The organism is Stenotrophomonas thermophila (genome assembly GCF_001499715.1).
GTDB classification, from domain to species: domain Bacteria; phylum Pseudomonadota; class Gammaproteobacteria; order Xanthomonadales; family Xanthomonadaceae; genus Stenotrophomonas; species Stenotrophomonas hibiscicola.
On the sequence record NZ_CVIW01000028.1, the window covers coordinates 19668 to 35569 of the forward strand.

Annotated in this window: 16 protein-coding genes; 14 read left to right on the forward strand and 2 right to left on the reverse strand. The window is 68.6% G+C overall.

Translation table 11 applies throughout. The features are described from left to right. Positions 1 to 2: 2 nt before the first annotated feature. The 10 genes from moaCB to BN1263_RS13220 all read left to right on the forward strand — a co-directional run bounded on the left by moaCB (position 3) and on the right by BN1263_RS13220 (position 6985). Entirely contained in the window at positions 3 to 998 is a 996-nt protein-coding gene (gene moaCB / locus BN1263_RS13175) for a bifunctional molybdenum cofactor biosynthesis protein MoaC/MoaB (protein ID WP_058981720.1), read from the forward strand. Further along, positions 998 to 2251 carry a molybdopterin molybdotransferase MoeA gene (locus tag BN1263_RS13180; RefSeq protein WP_058981722.1) on the forward strand — a complete coding sequence of 418 codons (1254 nt, stop codon included), beginning with the start codon at positions 998 to 1000 and terminating at the stop codon, positions 2249 to 2251. The genes moaCB and BN1263_RS13180 overlap by 1 nt, the downstream gene beginning before the upstream one ends. Continuing rightward, positions 2251 to 2511 (forward strand): MoaD/ThiS family protein, encoded by a 261-nt coding sequence (locus tag BN1263_RS13185; RefSeq protein WP_021204222.1) that lies wholly within the window; start codon positions 2251 to 2253, stop codon positions 2509 to 2511. The genes BN1263_RS13180 and BN1263_RS13185 overlap by 1 nt, the downstream gene beginning before the upstream one ends. 3 nt (positions 2512 to 2514) lie before the next feature. Continuing rightward, a complete protein-coding gene (locus BN1263_RS13190) occupies positions 2515 to 3015 on the forward strand; it encodes a molybdenum cofactor biosynthesis protein MoaE (protein WP_058981725.1) in 501 nt (166 codons plus the stop codon). Between the two features lie 108 nt (positions 3016 to 3123). Continuing rightward, positions 3124 to 3666, forward strand: coding sequence for a molybdenum cofactor guanylyltransferase (mobA, locus tag BN1263_RS13195; protein ID WP_058981727.1), 543 nt, complete (start codon positions 3124 to 3126; stop codon positions 3664 to 3666). Continuing rightward, positions 3663 to 4028 (forward strand): hypothetical protein, encoded by a 366-nt coding sequence (locus tag BN1263_RS13200; protein ID WP_058981729.1) that lies wholly within the window; start codon positions 3663 to 3665, stop codon positions 4026 to 4028. The genes mobA and BN1263_RS13200 overlap by 4 nt, the downstream gene beginning before the upstream one ends. Positions 4029 to 4096: 68 nt before the next feature. After that, the gene (locus BN1263_RS13205; protein WP_058981730.1) at positions 4097 to 4873 is read left to right on the forward strand and encodes a helix-turn-helix domain-containing protein; all 777 of its coding nucleotides are present in this window, start codon (positions 4097 to 4099) and stop codon (positions 4871 to 4873) included. A gap of 23 nt (positions 4874 to 4896) precedes the next feature. Then, positions 4897 to 5640: a molybdate ABC transporter substrate-binding protein gene (gene modA / locus BN1263_RS13210; protein WP_058981731.1), complete on the forward strand. Its 744-nt coding sequence runs from the start codon at positions 4897 to 4899 to the stop codon at positions 5638 to 5640. A 3-nt stretch (positions 5641 to 5643) separates the two neighbouring features. Beyond that, the gene (gene modB / locus BN1263_RS13215; RefSeq protein ID WP_021204216.1) at positions 5644 to 6327 is read left to right on the forward strand and encodes a molybdate ABC transporter permease subunit; all 684 of its coding nucleotides are present in this window, start codon (positions 5644 to 5646) and stop codon (positions 6325 to 6327) included. Continuing rightward, positions 6317 to 6985: a sulfate/molybdate ABC transporter ATP-binding protein gene (locus BN1263_RS13220; protein WP_058981732.1), complete on the forward strand. Its 669-nt coding sequence runs from the start codon at positions 6317 to 6319 to the stop codon at positions 6983 to 6985. Before modB ends, BN1263_RS13220 begins: the two co-directional genes overlap by 11 nt. A 138-nt stretch (positions 6986 to 7123) precedes the next feature. On the opposite strand, the gene BN1263_RS13225 is transcribed toward BN1263_RS13220, so the two are convergent. Continuing rightward, entirely contained in the window at positions 7124 to 8653 is a 1530-nt protein-coding gene (locus tag BN1263_RS13225) for a diflavin oxidoreductase (RefSeq protein WP_058981733.1), read from the reverse strand. Beyond that, positions 8650 to 9078, reverse strand: a complete 429-nt coding sequence (locus BN1263_RS13230; protein WP_049469642.1) for a PAS domain-containing protein — start codon at positions 9076 to 9078, stop codon at positions 8650 to 8652. The genes BN1263_RS13225 and BN1263_RS13230 overlap by 4 nt, the downstream gene beginning before the upstream one ends. Positions 9079 to 9517: 439 nt before the next feature. Between BN1263_RS13230 and glgA the strand changes: the two genes are divergently transcribed. From glgA to BN1263_RS13250, 4 genes are all read left to right on the forward strand, one after another. Further along, the gene (gene glgA, locus BN1263_RS13235) at positions 9518 to 11044 is read left to right on the forward strand and encodes a glycogen synthase GlgA (protein WP_080398823.1); all 1527 of its coding nucleotides are present in this window, start codon (positions 9518 to 9520) and stop codon (positions 11042 to 11044) included. Then, positions 11041 to 13275, forward strand: a complete 2235-nt coding sequence (locus tag BN1263_RS13240) for a 1,4-alpha-glucan branching enzyme (protein ID WP_058981736.1) — start codon at positions 11041 to 11043, stop codon at positions 13273 to 13275. Before glgA ends, BN1263_RS13240 begins: the two co-directional genes overlap by 4 nt. Then, positions 13272 to 14990 (forward strand): malto-oligosyltrehalose trehalohydrolase, encoded by a 1719-nt coding sequence (gene treZ, locus BN1263_RS13245; protein ID WP_058981738.1) that lies wholly within the window; start codon positions 13272 to 13274, stop codon positions 14988 to 14990. The genes BN1263_RS13240 and treZ overlap by 4 nt, the downstream gene beginning before the upstream one ends. Beyond that, on the forward strand, positions 14987 to 15902 hold a 916-nt coding region (locus BN1263_RS13250), incomplete at its 3' end, for a 4-alpha-glucanotransferase (RefSeq protein ID WP_186008971.1). The genes treZ and BN1263_RS13250, both read left to right, overlap by 4 nt.

The window sequence follows — 15902 nt, forward strand, 5'->3', positions numbered from 1 at the left end:
CGATGAGTGGGGAATTGAACGCGGCCTTCCACATGGCCGATGTGCGCAACAAGCGCATCAGCCGCCGCCGTGCGGTGGCGGTGGGCGAGTTGCATGCCGGTCCAGTGGCCTATCCGCTGATCGTCGAGCGCCGCCTGCCCAAGGGCGATGCGCTGGTGATGGCCGAGATAGCCGGCCTGCAGGGCGCGAAGATGGCCTCGATGCTGATGCCGCTGTGCCATCCGTTGCCGCTGGAGCTGGTGCAGGTGTTCTGCGCGCCGGTGCCGGAGCGACAGGCGATCCGCGTGTGGTGCGAGTGCGCCAGCGAGGCGCGCACCGGCGTGGAGATGGAGGCACTGGCCGGCGTCAACGCGGCGCTGCTGACCCTGTACGACCTGAGCAAGCCGGTGGAGCCGGCGCTGCGCATCGAAGGCATCCGCCTGCTGTTCAAGGAGGGCGGCAAGCGCGGTGTCTGGCTGCATCCGGATGGCATGGACGAGGCCGAGCGTGAGCGGTTCAAGCCGCGTGCGCCGAAGGGTCTGGAAGGCGCGGCCTGCGCGGTGATCACGCTGAGCGATCGCGCCAGTGAAGGCACTTATGAAGATGTCTCCGGCCCGACCCTGGTGACCGGGCTGAAGAAGCTGGGTGGCGAGGTGGTGGCGGCCGAAGTGCTGCCCGATGGCATCGAGCCGTTGGCAGGCCGCCTGCAGGCCTTGGCCGCCGAGGGCGTGCGCCTGTGCCTGTGTACCGGCGGTACCGGGCTGGGCCCGCGCGACCTGACTCCGGAGGCGCTGCGTTCGTTGAATGCGCGGCCGGTGCATGGCCTGGCGCAGATGGTGCGGGCGCTGAGCGCGCAGCACACGCCGATGGCCTGGCTGAGCCGCGCCGAGGTGGTGCAGCTGGGCAACATGCTGGTGTTCGCGCTGCCGGGCAGCCCAAAGGCGGCGGCGCAGTGCCTCGATATTCTGGCGCCGGTGCTGGGCCACGCCTTGGCCATGGTCGATGGCGGTGGCCACTGATGATTGCCTACAGCGAGGCCTTGCAGCACCTGCTGGACGCGGCTACGCTGCTGCCGGCCGAACGCCTGCCGCTGCACAAGGCCGCGGGCCGCACGCTGGCCCGTGACATCCACAGCGCACAGTCGCTGCCGCCGTTCGACAATTCGGCGATGGACGGCTTCGCGCTGCGCGCCAACGGCGCGACGTTCGAGGCCGGCACCGAATTTGCCGTGCAGGGCTGGCAGGCGGCCGGCGATGCCGGCGCCGAAGGCGGCGAGGGTGCCTGGGAAATCATGACCGGTGCGCGCATGCCGGCCGGGCTGGATACGGTGGTACCGGTCGAGAACGTGGAGATCCTCGCCAGCGAGGATGGCCGCCCGACCCGCATTGCCCTGAAGGGCACGGTAAAGCCGGGCCAAAATGTGCGCCTGCGTGGCGAGGATGTGAGCGACGGCGAGCGCGTACTGCAGGCCGGCCAGGTGCTGGACATCAACGCGCGCACCCTGCTGCATGCCATCGGCGTGGGCGAGGTGGCGGTGGTGGCAAGGCCAAGGGCCGCGGTGATCGCCACCGGCAAGGAGCTGGTGACCGAGGCGGCGCAGACGCTGGCGTCCGGGCAGATTCGTGACAGCAACCGGCCGTACCTGGTTGGCCGCCTGCAGGCCGCCGGTGCCGAGGTGGTCTGGCAGGGCACGGTGGGCGACGACGTGGCCGCCTTCAATGCCGTGCTGGATGAAGCGCTGGACGCGGGTGCGCAGCTGTTGATCAGCACCGGCGCGGTGTCGGCCGGCCGCTACGATTTCATTCCCGATGCGCTTCGCGGCCGGGGTGCGCGCATCGTGTTCCACAAGGTGGCAATCCGCCCGGGCAAGCCGTTGCTGTTTGCGGTGCTGCCCAATGGCGCGCTGTATTTCGGCCTGCCCGGCAACCCGGTCTCGGCCGCTGTGGGCCAGCGCTTCTTTGTCGAGCCGGTACTGCGCCGCCTGCTGGGGCTGGCACCGGAGCCGGTGTTGACATTGCCCCTGCAGGCCGACGTGCGCACGCCGCCCGGCCTGCGCTTCCACGCGCGGGCGCGGGTGGAAGTGGATGCGCAGGGTCGCCTGAGTGCGCGCGTGCTGGCCGGGCAGGAGTCGTTCCGTTTGATGTCCATGCTGCAGGCCAACGCCTGGGTGGTGCTGGAAGGCGAGGGCGGTCTGGCCCCTGCCGGCACGCCGGTGCGTGTGCAGGGCTGGGGTCATCAGGACCCGGTGCAGCTGGCGAGCCAGGAGCCGTGATGAGACAGGTGAATCTGCAGTTGTTCGGTGCGTTTTCCGATCTGGATGCAAGCCGTGAAATCGCGGTGGAGGTGGCTGGTGGCACCGTGGCCGATCTGCGCCAGGCGCTGCGCGAGCTGCTGCCACTGCGTTGGCCGGGTTTCCGTGCCGGCCTGCTGGATTACTCGGCATTCGCCGATCAGCAACGCGTGCTGCGCGACCACGACGCGTTGCCCGACGATGGCCGGGTGGCGATCCTGCCGCCGGTGAGCGGGGGCTGAGCGATGAGCGAGACGATCATCGCGAAGGTGGTGGACCGCGCGCAGGCGGCGATTGATCCGGCCGAGGGCATCGCGGCGGTCTCCGATCCGGGCTTCGGCGGCATCGATGTGTTCATCGGCAAGGTGCGCGACGTCAATGTGGGCCGGCGGGTGACCGGGATCACCTACGACCTGTTCGAGCCGCTGGTATTGAACGAGTTCAAGCGCCTGGCGGCCGAGGTCGAAGGCACGTTCGGGCCGAAGCTGAAGCTGTATGTGGCCCATGCCAAGGGCCGGCTCGGCATCGGCGATGTGGCGGTGGTGGTGGCTGCCGGCAGTCCGCACCGGGACGAGGCGTTCCGCGCGTGCCGGCAGCTGATCGAGGTGGTGAAGCACCAGTGCCCGATCTGGAAGCAGGAGCATTACGAGGACGGCGACAGCCAGTGGAGCGAGGGTTGCAGCCTGTGCCATGTGGACAGCGAAGCTTCGCACTCCCACGACCACACACATGACCATGGGCATTGACCGCGCCCTTCGGGAGGGCGCCGGGTCCAGTAGATCCACGCCATGCGTGGATGAGGCGTTCCCGATGAATCCGGCCGACGCAGCCACGCATGGCGTGGCCCTACTGCGATGAGCATCAACGGCATCGTGCTGGCCGGTGGCCTGTCCAGCCGGATGGGCCGCGACAAGGCGCTGCTGCCCTGGCAGGGCCGCACCCTGCTGGAACACATGCGCGGCGTGTTGAAGCAGGCGGGCGCCGGGCGGGTATGGGTGAGCGGCAACTACCCGGCGTTCGGCGGCGTGCCGGACTGCGTGGCACGCTGCGGCCCGCTGGGCGGGCTCTACAGCGTGGCGATGCAGATGCCTGACGGGCCGGCCTGGGTGGTGCCGGTCGATACGCCGCGGATGACGCCCGCGCTGTTGCTACGTCTGCAGGCCGATCAAGCGCGCGCCTGCACGGTATTCGACGATGAACCGTTGCCGATGCGGCTGCAGATCGATGATCATTGCCGCCGCGTGCTGCGGGACTTGATTGATGATCCGATGGCGCGACGTTCACTTCGCGCCCTGCAGGAACGCCTGGGCGTGACCCGATTGCCATTGGCACCCGAGGATCAGGCGTTGCTGCTCAACTGCAATACGCCATCAGAGTGGGAGTCCATCACAGCATGAAGGTCCAGCTGCAACAGCAATCGATGCGCCTGCGCGTGGATGAGGAAGAGCTGGCACGCTTGCTGGCCGGCGAGTCGGTCGAGAACCTGACCCGCTTCGGCGGCAGCGGCGGCTGGGGCGTGGCGCTGTCGCTGCATGCCGGCGATCAGGCGGTGTTGCTCGATGGCGGGACATTCTGCCGGTTGGTATTGCCGCGCCAGGCCGTTGAGTCGCTGGCGGGGAGGCTGCCTTGCCGCGATGGCCTGGCCTTCGGTATCGCGTTGGATGACGACAGCATGCTGCAGCTGCAGTTCGACGTGGATGTGCGCGACAGCATGCGGCAGCGTGGCTCGCAGCGACGATCTGAACCTGCGCCCGAGTAGGCGCAGGTTGCTCAGGGCCGGGTGGTGCGCTGTCGTATGATGAGGGCCTTCGTTCCTGCGTTGCTGCAATGCCCCTGAATCCCTCCGCTCCCTCCGCGTCCCGACCGGCCACGCCCAATCCGGCAGCGGCCGATGACGGTGACGCGCTGCACTTCTGCAGTACCTGTGCGTTCTCGGACGCCTGCATGTCCCAGGGCTACGACAAGACCGCGCTGGGCGAGCTTCATGTGCTGGTCGACCACGTGGGGCCGTTCCAGGCCGGTGATTACCTGTTCCGTGCGGGTGATCCGTTCGATTCCATCGCAGCCGTGCGTGCCGGCATGGTCAAGACCTTCGTCGATGACAGCCAGGGCAACGAGCAGGTACTGGGGTTCAGCCTGCCCGGTGAGGTGATTGGGCTCAATGCCATCCATGGCGCGCGCTTCCCCTGCAATGCGGTGGCCCTGGACACCGTCTACCTGTGCCGGATCTCGTTCCCGCGATTGAGCCTGCTGGCCACCCGCATGCCGGGGCTGCAGGCGCGGCTGTTCAGCCTGCTCAGTGCGGAGATCGGCAAGGTCGCTACGCTGGCGGCCAACCATCGCACCGAGGAGCGCATGGCGGCGTTCCTGCTGGATCTTTCCGAGCGCTATGCCCGGCGCGGTTTCTCGGCCACCCGTTTCAACCTGAGCATGGCCCGTACCGAGATTGCCAACTACCTGCGGATGGCGCCGGAGACGGTGAGCCGGGTGCTGCGCCGGTTGAGCGACGAGGGTGTGATTGCGGTGAACCAACGTGAGATGCTGTTGCTGCAACCCGAGCGGCTGGCGGAACTGGCCGTGGCTCGGGAATCCGGACTGGACTGATCAGGCAGGCGAGGGGCCGACCCATGATGCGAGCGGGGCTGTTGGTGCTGGGAATGCTGGCTGCAGTGCCGGCCTGGGCGGCCACGCTGACCGTTTCGGCGGCATCGAGCCTGACCGAGAGCTTCCGCGAACTGGGCAATGCCTATGAGAAGGCGCACCCGGGCACCGAGGTCGATTTCAACTTCGCCGCGTCCGGCGTGTTGCTGCAACAGATCAGCCGCGGTGCACCGGTGGATGTGTTTGCGTCGGCCGACGAGACCACGATGGACCAGGCCCAGCAGCAGGATCTGCTGGCGGCCGGCACCCGCGAGGTGTTCGCGGTGAACGCGCTGTGGGTGGTGGTGCCGCCGCAGGCCAAGGCGGCGCCGCGTACCTTGAAGGACCTGGCCGGTGCCGGTGTGCAGCGCATCGCACTGGGCAACCCGGACAGCGTGCCGGTCGGCCGCTATGGCAAGGGCGCGCTGGAAGCGGCGGGCCTGTGGCCGTCGGTGCAGGGCAGGATCATCACGACGCAGAACGTGCGCCAGTCGCTGGATTACGTGGCGCGCGGTGAAGTGGATGCCGGCTTCGTCTATGCCACCGATGCACAGGCAATGCCCGACCGGGTGCGCCGTGCCTTCGCGGTGCCGGTGCCCGGGCGCATCGCCTATCCGCTGGCGGTGACCAAGGCCAGTACGCAGGCGGTGGAGGCCAGGCGCTTCGCTGCCTTCGTGCGTTCGCCGCAAGGCCAGGCGATCCTGGCCAGGCACGGGTTCGGCAAGCCCTGAGGCATGGATCTGGACTGGAGCGCACTGTGGTTGTCGCTGAAGGTGGCCGGCTGGGCCACCGCGATCAATCTGGTGCTGGGCGTGGCACTGGGCGCATTGCTGGCGCGGCGGCGATTTCCCGGCCGTGAGCTGCTGGATTCGCTGCTGACCTTGCCGATGGTGCTGCCGCCGACGGTGCTGGGGTATTACCTGCTGGTGCTGATCGGTCGCAATGGTCCGATCGGTGCGTGGCTGCAGTCGTGGTTCGGCATCAACCTGGTGTTCACCTGGCAGGCGGCCGTGATTGCTGCGACGGTGGCCTCGCTGCCGCTGGTGTTCAAGCCGGCACGCGCGGCGTTCGAGGAAGTGGACGGTCAGCTGGAGCAGGCCGCACGCACCTTGGGTGTATCCGAAGCGGCGGTTTTCTTCCGCATCACGCTGCCACTGGCCTGGCGCGGCATCCTCGCCGGCCTGCTGCTGGCGTTTGCGCGCGCGATGGGCGAGTTCGGCGCCACGCTGATGGTGGCGGGCAGCATTCCGGGCCGCACGCAGACCCTGTCGATCGCGATCTACGAGGCGGTGCAGGCCGGCCAGGACGGCAAGGCCAATGCGCTGGTGATCCTGACCTCGGTGGTCTGCATCGTGATCCTGTTGCTGGCCGCGCGGCTGGTGGGCGGGCGTCGCCGGGAGCTGCGCGATGTGGCTTGACCTGCAGGTGCAGCGTCGCCTGCAGGCGGCCGGCCAGGATTTCGTGTTGGACGTATCGCTGCAGTGCACGCAGCGCCAGGTGGTGCTGTTCGGGCCCTCGGGCGCGGGCAAGAGCCTGACCTTGAAGGCGGTGGCCGGGCTGCTGCGGCCGGGCCAGGGTCATGTGCGCGTGCAGGGGCAGACCCTGTTCGATGCGGCCACCGGCGTGGATCTGCCGCCGCAGCGCCGCCGGCTGGGCTATGTGTTCCAGGACTACGCGCTGTTCCCGCACCTGAGCGTGCGCCAGAACGTGGCGTTCGGGCTGCAGAAGGGCTGGTTGAATCCGGGGCTCGGCCAGCGTTTCGATGCGGTGGAGCAGTGGCTGCACGCATTCCGCATCGACACGGTGGGCGATCTGCTGCCGTCGCAGGTATCGGGTGGCCAGCGCCAGCGAACTGCTCTCGCGCGAGCCCTGGTGACGCAGCCACAGGCGCTGCTGCTGGATGAGCCGTTCTCCGCACTGGACCATGACCTGCGCCAGCACCTGCGCCAGGAGCTGGAAACGGTGCTGGACCGGACCGGCATCCCGTTGCTTTTGATCAGCCACGATCCACAGGACGTGGCCATGTTCGGCCAGCAGGTGGCGCGCGTGGTGGATGGTCGCATCGTCGGCGGTTGACCCGTGATGGACGCTCCGGCGATGGTTGGTCACATCTGATGGTAGTGCCGGCCGCTGGCCGGCAACCGTGGCATCCGGAGCAGCCGGCCAGCGGCCGGCTCTACCGGTTCAAGGTCCGTGCGGTCCGGTGGCCATGGATCAGTACAGCTCACAGTGCGTGCGGCCTTCACCGCGCAGCGCGTCCCAGCGCCCTTCGCCAGCGATGTCATCGATGGCCTCGCGCACCGCGCTTTCCAGGTGGCGCTTGTTGCCGCACAGGTACAGATGCCCACCGCGGGCCAGCACATCGCGCACTTCATCGCTGCGCTGCCGCAGTACATGCTGCACATAGACCTTTTCGGCGCCATCGCGCGAGAACGCGGTATGCAGGCCGGCCAGCACGCCCCGGGTATGCCAGTCCTGCAGCTGGTCCCCGAACAGGTAGTCGTGCTTGCTGTGCTTCTCGCCGAACACAAGGTGCACCTCGCGTTCGCAGCCGTTGGCCTGCAGCTCCTGCATCAGTCCCATCAGCGGTGCAATGCCGGTACCGGTACCGACCAGCAGCAGCGGTGCCTCGCCGGTATCGGGTAGGTGGAAGCCAGGGTTGGAACGGCAGTACACACGGGCGTGGTCGCCACCGTGCAGCAGGCTGCCGGTAGCGGTGCCGAAGCGCTCGCGGCCGCGCAGGGTGTAATGCACTTCGCGCACGCACAGGCTCAGCTGGTCGTCGCACGGGTGCGAGGCGATCGAATAGGCACGCGGCAGCCGCGGTGACAGCAGTTCGCGCAGCCGGGCAAGTGGCACGCTGTCCGGCGTAGCGTGGTCCTGCAGCACGTCCAGCAGGTCCAGGCCGTGCAGGTAGGCCTCCAGCTCGCGCTTCTGGCTGACCTTCAGCAGGCCCTTCAGCGCCTCACTACCGCCCAGCCGGGCCAGTTCGCGCAGCACGCCCTTGCTCAGCAGGCGCAGCTCGCGGTCATGCAGGGCGGCCATGGCGGTGGTGTCGCCGTACCAGGTGGCCAATGCCTTCAGCAGGGCAGGATCGTTCTCGGGTACTACGTGCAGGGTGTCGCCCGCGCGATAGGCCATGCCACTTCCGGCAATGTCCAGCTGCAGGTGCCACGCGGCCGGGTCGCTGCTGTTCAGGCGGCGACGTTCGAGAATGGGGGCGGAAAAGGCATTGTCTTCGCCATAGGCGGTGACCTGCAGGTGCAGGTCTTGGCCAGCGCTGAGGTCGCCACCCAGCACCTGGCTTAGCACCGGCTGCCATTGCTGGAAGAACTGCTCGTAGCCCAGGTCGGCATCCACCCGGTGCAGCAGCGGCTGCGCCTGGCGCTCGCTCAGCGCGGCATCCAGCGCCTTGGTGAAGCCGCAGAAGCTCGGGTAGCCGGTGTCACCGAGCCCAAACACGGCATAGCGCAGGCCGCTCAGCGTCGGGGTCTGGCGCAGGGTTTCGAAGAACCGCTCGCCATTGGCCGGCGGTTCGCCATCGCCGAACGAGCTGGAAATCGCCAGCAGCACGTCGCCTTGGCCGAGACTGGCCACGTCGATGTCGTTGAACGGGAGCACCTGCGGCGCATGCGGCTGCAGGTCCGCGCCCAGACGCTGGGCCAGGGCGCGGGCGTTGCCCGACTCGGACGCAAAACCCACCAGCAGGCGGCTGAAGGGCGTACTGGTCGGGAGAGCGTTCACGCGGCCTCGTAGAAGTCGTCGAACTTTTCCTTGCTGAACTCGACCAGGTCGTAGTTCTGCATCAGGTCGTTCACCACGCGACGGATGCTGATGTAGGCGGTGATGTTGCCCTCGGCGTCGAACAGCGGCTGCACGGTGGTATCGACCACATAGAGCACGCCGCCCTTGCCCAGGTTGGGCACGATGCCGGTCCAGGTGCCGCCGGCCTTGATGGTGTCCCACATGTCCTTGTAGACGGCCTTGGGTACGTCTGGATGGCGCACGATGCTGTGCGGCTGGCCGATCAGTTCCTCGCGGGCAAAGCCGGTGAGGGTGCAGAACAGGTCATTGGCGTAGGTGATGTTGCCCTGCAGGTCGGTGGTGGAGATCACCATGACGTTCTGCAGCGCATTCAGGAGCTGGGCGTTGTCGGGGGAGTAGCTCATCGCAAGGTCCTTGTAGAGGCCGGCAGTGCCGGCGTGTTCGGGTCCTGCATAGAGATACGCCCGCGCGGCGGCCGGTGTTTTGACATTGGTCAAGCGCGTGGCGCGATGGGCTGCGACCGGGTGTCGCAGGGAGAATCCCTGCAAAGCCGAGCCCACTTCGGCTCGAGCGGCAACGGGACTGCCCGCAGCCGAGCGTGGGCTCGGCTCTACAGGAGAGGCACGGGCGGCTGGCGGGCGTACCTCATGCGTACTGAGCTCATGACGCCTTGTCACAAAGAAATCGCCATGGCTTCACGGTTGATTGATCGCATGGAGGGCTATTGTCGTCCTGAGCCTCTCGCTGGCGTCCCCCACGTCCTGCGTCGACTTCCTTCCCAGCACCAGCGCCCGTCCGGGCGCCGCTGGCGTCTGTCTGCCTGAAGCATCCGAGATCATCCCCATGGCCCGCGCCGCCCAGTCCGCTTCACCCGTTGCGATCTCTCCGGTCACGCCCGTGCCGATCGGCACCCGCCGCGGCCACTCGCAACCGCTGGAGCTGCCGGAACTGGTGCAGCGGGTGTTGTTCGTTGCCACCGAGATGGCGGACTTCGTCAAGGCCGGTGGCCTGGGCGACGTAGCTGCGGCCCTGCCGCGTGCGGTGCGCGGTGCGTGTGATTCGCGCGTGCTGCTGCCCGGCTACCCGGAGGTACTGCAGCGCGTGCCACAGTTGCAGCGGGTGGGGCAGGTCAGCGCGCGGGCCGGCTTGCCAGCGTGCGCGATCGGCATGGCGGTGCAGGCCGACGGCCTTCCGATCTATGTGCTGCTGTCGGCGGAGCTGTACGAGCGTGAGGGCTCGCCCTACGTGGACGGGCAGGGGCAGGAGTGGAAGGACAACGCGGTTCGATTCGCCACGCTTTCGCATGCGGCTGCGGAGATCGCGGCAGGGCGTGCCGGGCTGGACTGGTCGCCGCAGCTGCTGCACCTGAATGACTGGCCGGTGGCCATGGCGGCCGCCTACGTACGTTGGGACCGGACGGCCGTGCCGACTCTGCTGACCATCCACAACCTGGCTTACCAGGGGCTGTTCCCCTACGCGCTTGCGCCGGTGCTAGGCGTGCCGGCCGAACACCTGGATGAACTGCACTTCCATGGGCAGATGTCGTTCCTGCAGGGCGGCATCACCAATGCCACGCGCCTGAACACGGTCAGCCTGCGCTATGCGCAGCAGATCACCGCCCCGGATGACGGCTGCGGGCTGCATGACCTGTTGGCGCGTCGCGCAGCCGGCGGGCACCTGAGTGGCATCGTCAACGGCATCGACGCCAGCTGGGACCCGCGCCGCGACATCCATCTCAAGGCCCACTTCGGCATTGGCGAGTGGACCGGGCGCGCCACCAACGCCCATGCGGTGCGCAAGGCGTTCGGGCTGGCGCCGTCGACCGGGCCGCTGTTCGCGGTGGTCTCGCGGCTGGTGCACCAGAAGGGCCTGGACATCACCTGCGACGTGGCGCCACAGATCGTGGCGGCCGGCGGCCAGCTGGTCATCATCGGCGGTGGCGAGCCGCAGGTGGAAGCGCAGGTGCAGTCGCTGGCCCGGCGCTACCCGGGGCGGGTGGGCGCCTTCATCGGGTTCGAGGAAGCGCTGGCCCGCCAGATGTTTGCCGGCGCCGATTTCCTGCTGATGCCTTCACGCTTCGAACCCTGCGGACTGAGCCAGATGTACGCGCAGCGCTTCGGCTGCCTGCCCATCGCACACGCGACCGGCGGGCTGGTGGATACCGTGGAGGACGGCGTGACCGGTTTCCTGTTCCATGGCGCCAATGCCGATGGCCTGCGCCGCTGCGTGGAACGGGCGATGCGCACCTTCCGCCTGCCGGGGCTGCTGCAGGCCATGCGCCGCGCGGCCATGCTGCGGCCAGGTGGCTGGGATGCGGCAGGGCGCGCCTACCTGGCGTTGTACCAGCAGACCTGCCAGGTGGCCGCATGAGCCACGACAGCCTGCATCTGGCCGCCCTGGAGGATGAAACCATCGCGGAGGCGGGATTGGAGCAGCGTGTCGCGCCGGCGCTGGAGGACCTGGTCCATGCACGCCCGGCCGATGCATTCGCCTGGCTGGGCCCGCATCGCCAGCCAGAAGGCGGACGCCAGCTGCGCGTGCTGGTGCCGCACGCGCAGCGCGTCGAGGTGATTGCAGGCGACGGGCGGCGCTGGGACCTGTCCCCCGGCCCGTTACCCGGCCTGTTCGAGGGCGCGGCCGGCGACGCGGCGATACCGCTGCTTGCCCTGCATTTCGAACAGGGCGTGGAGCAGGTGCACGATGCCTATGCGTTCGGTCCACTGTTGGACGAAGCCCTGCTGCAGCGGTTCCATGCCGGTGATGCCGATGCGGCGCGGCAGCTGGGTGCGGTGCCGACGCAGGTGCAGGGCATTGCGGGCGTGCGCTTCGCGGTGTGGGCGCCCAATGCCCGGCGGGTCGCCGTGGTTGGCGATTTCAACGGGTGGGACGGCCGACGCCATCCGATGCGGCTGCGTCACACCGCCGGCGTGTGGGAACTGTTCCTGCCGGGCGTGCAGGCCGGTGCCCGCTACAAATTCCGCATCGTCGGCGCCGACGGCCGGGTGATGCCCGACAAGTTCGATCCGATGGCGCGCTGGGCCGAGCTGCCACCGGCGACCGCATCGCGGGTGCCTTCGGCTGTGCCGATGCAGTGGCACGATGAGGCATGGTTGGCGGCCCGCCGCCAGGCCGGAACCCGCGCACCCCTGTCGATTTACGAAGTGCATGCGGGCTCCTGGCAGCGCAGCGACGACGGTGCGCCGCTGGACTGGGATGCCCTGGCCGACCGGTTGATTCCGTACGTGGCCGGGCTGGGCTTCACCCATATCGAACTGTTGCCGGTCAGCGAGCATCCTTTCGGCGGTTCCTGGGGCTATCAGCCGCTGGGGATCTACGCGCCGACGGCGCGCCACGGCACGCCGCAGGCCTTCGCGCGCTTCGTGGACCGCTGCCACCAGGCCGGCGTAGGGGTGATCGTGGACTGGGTGAGCGCGCACTTCCCGAACGATGCGCATGGCCTGGCCGGGTTCGATGGGACCGCGCTGTACGAGCATGCGGATCCGCGCGAAGGGGTACACGCCGACTGGGACACGCTGATCTACAACTATGGCCGCAATGAAGTGGCCGCCTACCTGATCGGCAGTGCCTTGGAGTGGGTGGAGCGGTTCCACATCGACGGTCTGCGCGTGGACGCCGTGGCGTCGATGCTGTACCGGGATTACAGCCGGGCCGAGGGGGAGTGGATACCCAACGAGCAGGGCGGGCGCGAGAACCTGCAGGCGGTCGCGTTCCTGCGGCGGATGAACCAGGCGCTGCGTGAGCGTTTCCCGGATGTGCTGGTGATCGCCGAGGAATCCACCGCGTGGCCGGGGGTGACCGCGCCGGTGGAGGAGGGCGGGCTTGGCTTCACCCACAAATGGAACATGGGCTGGATGCACGACACCCTGCAGTACCTGGGACGCGATCCAGTCCATCGCCAGCATCACCACAGCGAGATCAGCTTCGGCCTGGTCTACGCCTTCTCCGAACGGTTCGTGTTGCCGCTGTCGCATGACGAGGTGGTGCATGGCAAGGGAGCGCTGCTGGCCAAGATGACGGGCGAGCCGGCGCAGCGGCTGGCCCAGCTCCGCGCGTACTACGGTTTCATGTGGGCGCACCCGGGCAGCAAACTGCTGTTCATGGGCGGCGAGTTCGGCCAGGGCCACGAGTGGTCGCACGATGCGGTACTGGACTGGGCACAGGCGGCCAGCAGTGAGGGCCAGGGCCTGTCGCGCCTGGTGCGAGACCTCAACGGCGTGCTCCGCGCCGAACCCGCCTTGCATCGCGACGAGCGCGACGAACGCGGTTTCGATTGGAGCGTGGCCGACGACAGCCGCAACAGCGTTTACGCGTTCATCCGCCGGGATCCGGCCGGCAGCGGCCGCACCCTGCTGGTGGTGAGCAACTTCACTCCGGTACGTCGCGACGGCTACCGGGTCGGCGTGCCGCACCCGGGGCGTTGGAGCGAACGGCTCAATACCGACAGCGCGTATTACGGTGGCGGCAATGCGGGAAACCTCGGTGCAGTGCATACCGAGTCGAGGCCGATGCACGGCCACGCGCAGTCGCTGCGGCTCACGCTGCCGCCGCTTTCCACGCTGTACCTGCAGGTTGATGCATGACCACAGTGGCCCCGCGCCTGGGCGCTTGGCCGGTGGCCGGTGACGGGGTGGAGTTCCGCGTGTGGGCACCGGACGCAAGGACGATGGCGCTGTGCCTGCGCGGCACGCAACAGCCCATGCAACGTGACCCGGACGGCTGCCACTGGCTGCGGACACCGGCATCGCATGGCGACCGCTACCGTTTTCGCCTTCCTTCCGGTCAGGACGTGCCCGACCCGGCCTCGCGCTGGCAGCCGGACGGCATCGACGGAGACAGCGCGGTGGTGCTGGACACGGCCATGGCGCAACCCGCTTGGCGCGGGCATGCCTGGCAGGATCTGGTGATCTATGAAGCACACATCGAGGCCGGCGGCGGCTTCGCGGCGTTGACCGCGCAGCTGCCGATGCTGGCCGCGCTGGGCATCACCGCCATTGAACTGATGCCGGTCGCGCAGTTTCCCGGCCAGCGCAACTGGGGCTACGACGGCGTGTTCCCGTATGCGCCGGCCCATGCCTATGGCGGGCCGGCAGCGCTGAGGGCCTTCATCGAAGCGGCGCACGATGCAGGGCTGTCGGTGCTGCTGGATGTGGTCTACAACCACTTCGGACCACAGGGCAACCACTTGCGCGACTACGCGCGCGGGTTCTTCCGTGACGACCGCAGCACGCCGTGGGGCGAGGCCATCGACTTCCGCCAGCCCTGGGTGCGGCGCTTTTTCATCGACAACGCGCTGATGTGGTTGCGCGACTACGGCTTCGATGGCCTGCGCCTGGACGCGGTGCACGCCATTGACGATGACCGTTTCCTCCAGCAGCTGGCCGATGAGGTACGTGCGGTGGCCCCGCACGCGCACCTGGTGCTGGAGAACGAGCGCAACCAGGCGCGGTGGCTGCGCGGCGCCTACCAGGGGCAGTGGAACGATGACTTCCACAATGCGCTGCACGTGATGCTGACCGGCGAGCAGGAGGGCTATTACGCGGCCTATGCCGGTCGCGCCGAAGCACTGCTGGCGCGCTGCCTGGCCGAAGGATTCGCCTGGCAGGGTGAACCGGACCTGCGCGGCGATCCCCGCGGCGAACCCAGCGCCGACCTGTCGCCCGCGCGTTTTGTGGTATTCGCGCAGAACCACGATCAGGTAGGCAACCGCGCTCTCGGCGAGCGCCTGTCGATGCTGACCGATCCTGCGCGGCTGCGTGCGGCGCTGGCGTTGACCCTGCTGACGCCGATGATCCCGCTGCTGTTCATGGGCGAACCGTGGCAGGCGCAATCGCCGTTCCTGTTCTTCACCGACTACGCGCCGCCGCTGGACGAGGCGGTGCGCGAAGGGCGTCGCCGCGAGTTCGCTGGTTTCAGCGCCTTTGCCGACGCCGCCTCGCGCGCGCGTATTCCCGACCCGAACGACCCGGCCACCCTGCAGGCGTCCTACACGTCGCCGCCCGGCGATGATCCCTGGTCGCAGGACTGGCTGCGCTGCACGAGCGGGTTTCTGGCACTGCGCAGGCGCTATCTGCAGCCCGGGTTGCTGCAGGCGCGGTCGTTGGGTGCGCGCGTGCTGGGCGAAGGCGCGGTGCAGGCGGGCTGGCAGCTGCCGTCGGGCCAGTGGTGGATCGCGGTCAATGTCGGCCCGTCGCCGGTGGTGCATGCGATGCCGGCCGGGGAGCACGTTGTAGGGCCGGACGCTGCCACGTTGCTGCCCGCAGGCGGCGGCGTGCTTGCCTGTTGGGTCGCCGCATGAGGACCGATGCGGCGGTTCTGGAGGCGGCACGGCGCGCGGGCCTGCTGGTTCGCTGGACCGACGTGGCCGGTGTCGAGCGCGAGGTCGCACCGGACGTGCTGCGCGCGGTGCTGGAGGGGCTGCAGGGCGATGCAGCGCCCGAGCACGGTGGCCTGCGCACGGCCTGCTGTGGACAGCTGCTGGCGATGCCGGACGCAGCCGGCGCAGCGTGCTGGGTGGATGAGCATGGCGCAGTGCTGCCGGCACGCGCCGATGCGCAAGGGCGCTGGCGCGTGCCGGACCAGCCGGGTTACTGGCAGTGGCGCCGGGGCGACCGGCAACAGGCGGTTGCGGTGGCGCCACAACGTGCCTGGTGGCCGCAGGGCACGCTGCGCGGCTGGGGCCTGTCGGCGCAGGTCTACAGCCTTCGCGCCTCTTGCGACGCTGGCATCGGTGACAGCGCCGGCTGTGCACGATGGAGCGAACTGCTGCACCGTCACGGCGGCGATGCAGTGGCGTTGAGCCCGCTGCATGCCGGCTTGCCACCTGGGCCAGGTTACAGCCCCTATTCGCCCAGCGACCGGCACTGGCTCGATCCACTGCAGGTGTCCCTGCCGCAGGTACTGCCGGAGGCAGCCGACGCCGTGCTGGCTGAAGACCAAGCACTGGCGACGGCAGTTGCAGCCGCCACCGCAGCGCGCCGCATCGACTGGCCGCACTCGGCGGCGTTGAAGTGGCGCTGGCTGCGCCAGGTGCACCAGTGGCTGCGGCAGCAGGCCCCGGCACAGTGCGAACAGATGCAGACGTGGCGCGATGCGCAAGGCGAACCCCTGCTGCGCTATTGCCAGCACGCCGCCGACCGTTTCACTGGAAGCGCCGACGACCATGCGTTTGCGCAATGGTTGGCGCGGCACGGCTGGGCGCAGGTGCAGG

Coding starts and splice junctions, on each gene's coding strand:
- mobA (WP_058981727.1), top strand. CDS start 3,124: ATGAGCATCAACGGCATCGTGCTGGCCGGTGGCCTGTCCAGCCGGATG.
- treZ (WP_058981738.1), top strand. CDS start 13,272: ATGACCACAGTGGCCCCGCGCCTGGGCGCTTGGCCGGTGGCCGGTGAC.
- modB (WP_021204216.1), top strand. CDS start 5,644: ATGGATCTGGACTGGAGCGCACTGTGGTTGTCGCTGAAGGTGGCCGGC.
- BN1263_RS13240 (WP_058981736.1), top strand. CDS start 11,041: ATGAGCCACGACAGCCTGCATCTGGCCGCCCTGGAGGATGAAACCATC.
- BN1263_RS13230 (WP_049469642.1), bottom strand. CDS start 9,078: ATGAGCTACTCCCCCGACAACGCCCAGCTCCTGAATGCGCTGCAGAAC.
- BN1263_RS13220 (WP_058981732.1), top strand. CDS start 6,317: ATGTGGCTTGACCTGCAGGTGCAGCGTCGCCTGCAGGCGGCCGGCCAG.
- BN1263_RS13180 (WP_058981722.1), top strand. CDS start 998: ATGATTGCCTACAGCGAGGCCTTGCAGCACCTGCTGGACGCGGCTACG.
- modA (WP_058981731.1), top strand. CDS start 4,897: ATGATGCGAGCGGGGCTGTTGGTGCTGGGAATGCTGGCTGCAGTGCCG.
- moaCB (WP_058981720.1), top strand. CDS start 3: ATGAGTGGGGAATTGAACGCGGCCTTCCACATGGCCGATGTGCGCAAC.
- BN1263_RS13190 (WP_058981725.1), top strand. CDS start 2,515: ATGAGCGAGACGATCATCGCGAAGGTGGTGGACCGCGCGCAGGCGGCG.
- BN1263_RS13185 (WP_021204222.1), top strand. CDS start 2,251: ATGAGACAGGTGAATCTGCAGTTGTTCGGTGCGTTTTCCGATCTGGAT.
- BN1263_RS13200 (WP_058981729.1), top strand. CDS start 3,663: ATGAAGGTCCAGCTGCAACAGCAATCGATGCGCCTGCGCGTGGATGAG.
- glgA (WP_080398823.1), top strand. CDS start 9,518: ATGGCCCGCGCCGCCCAGTCCGCTTCACCCGTTGCGATCTCTCCGGTC.
- BN1263_RS13205 (WP_058981730.1), top strand. CDS start 4,097: ATGCCCCTGAATCCCTCCGCTCCCTCCGCGTCCCGACCGGCCACGCCC.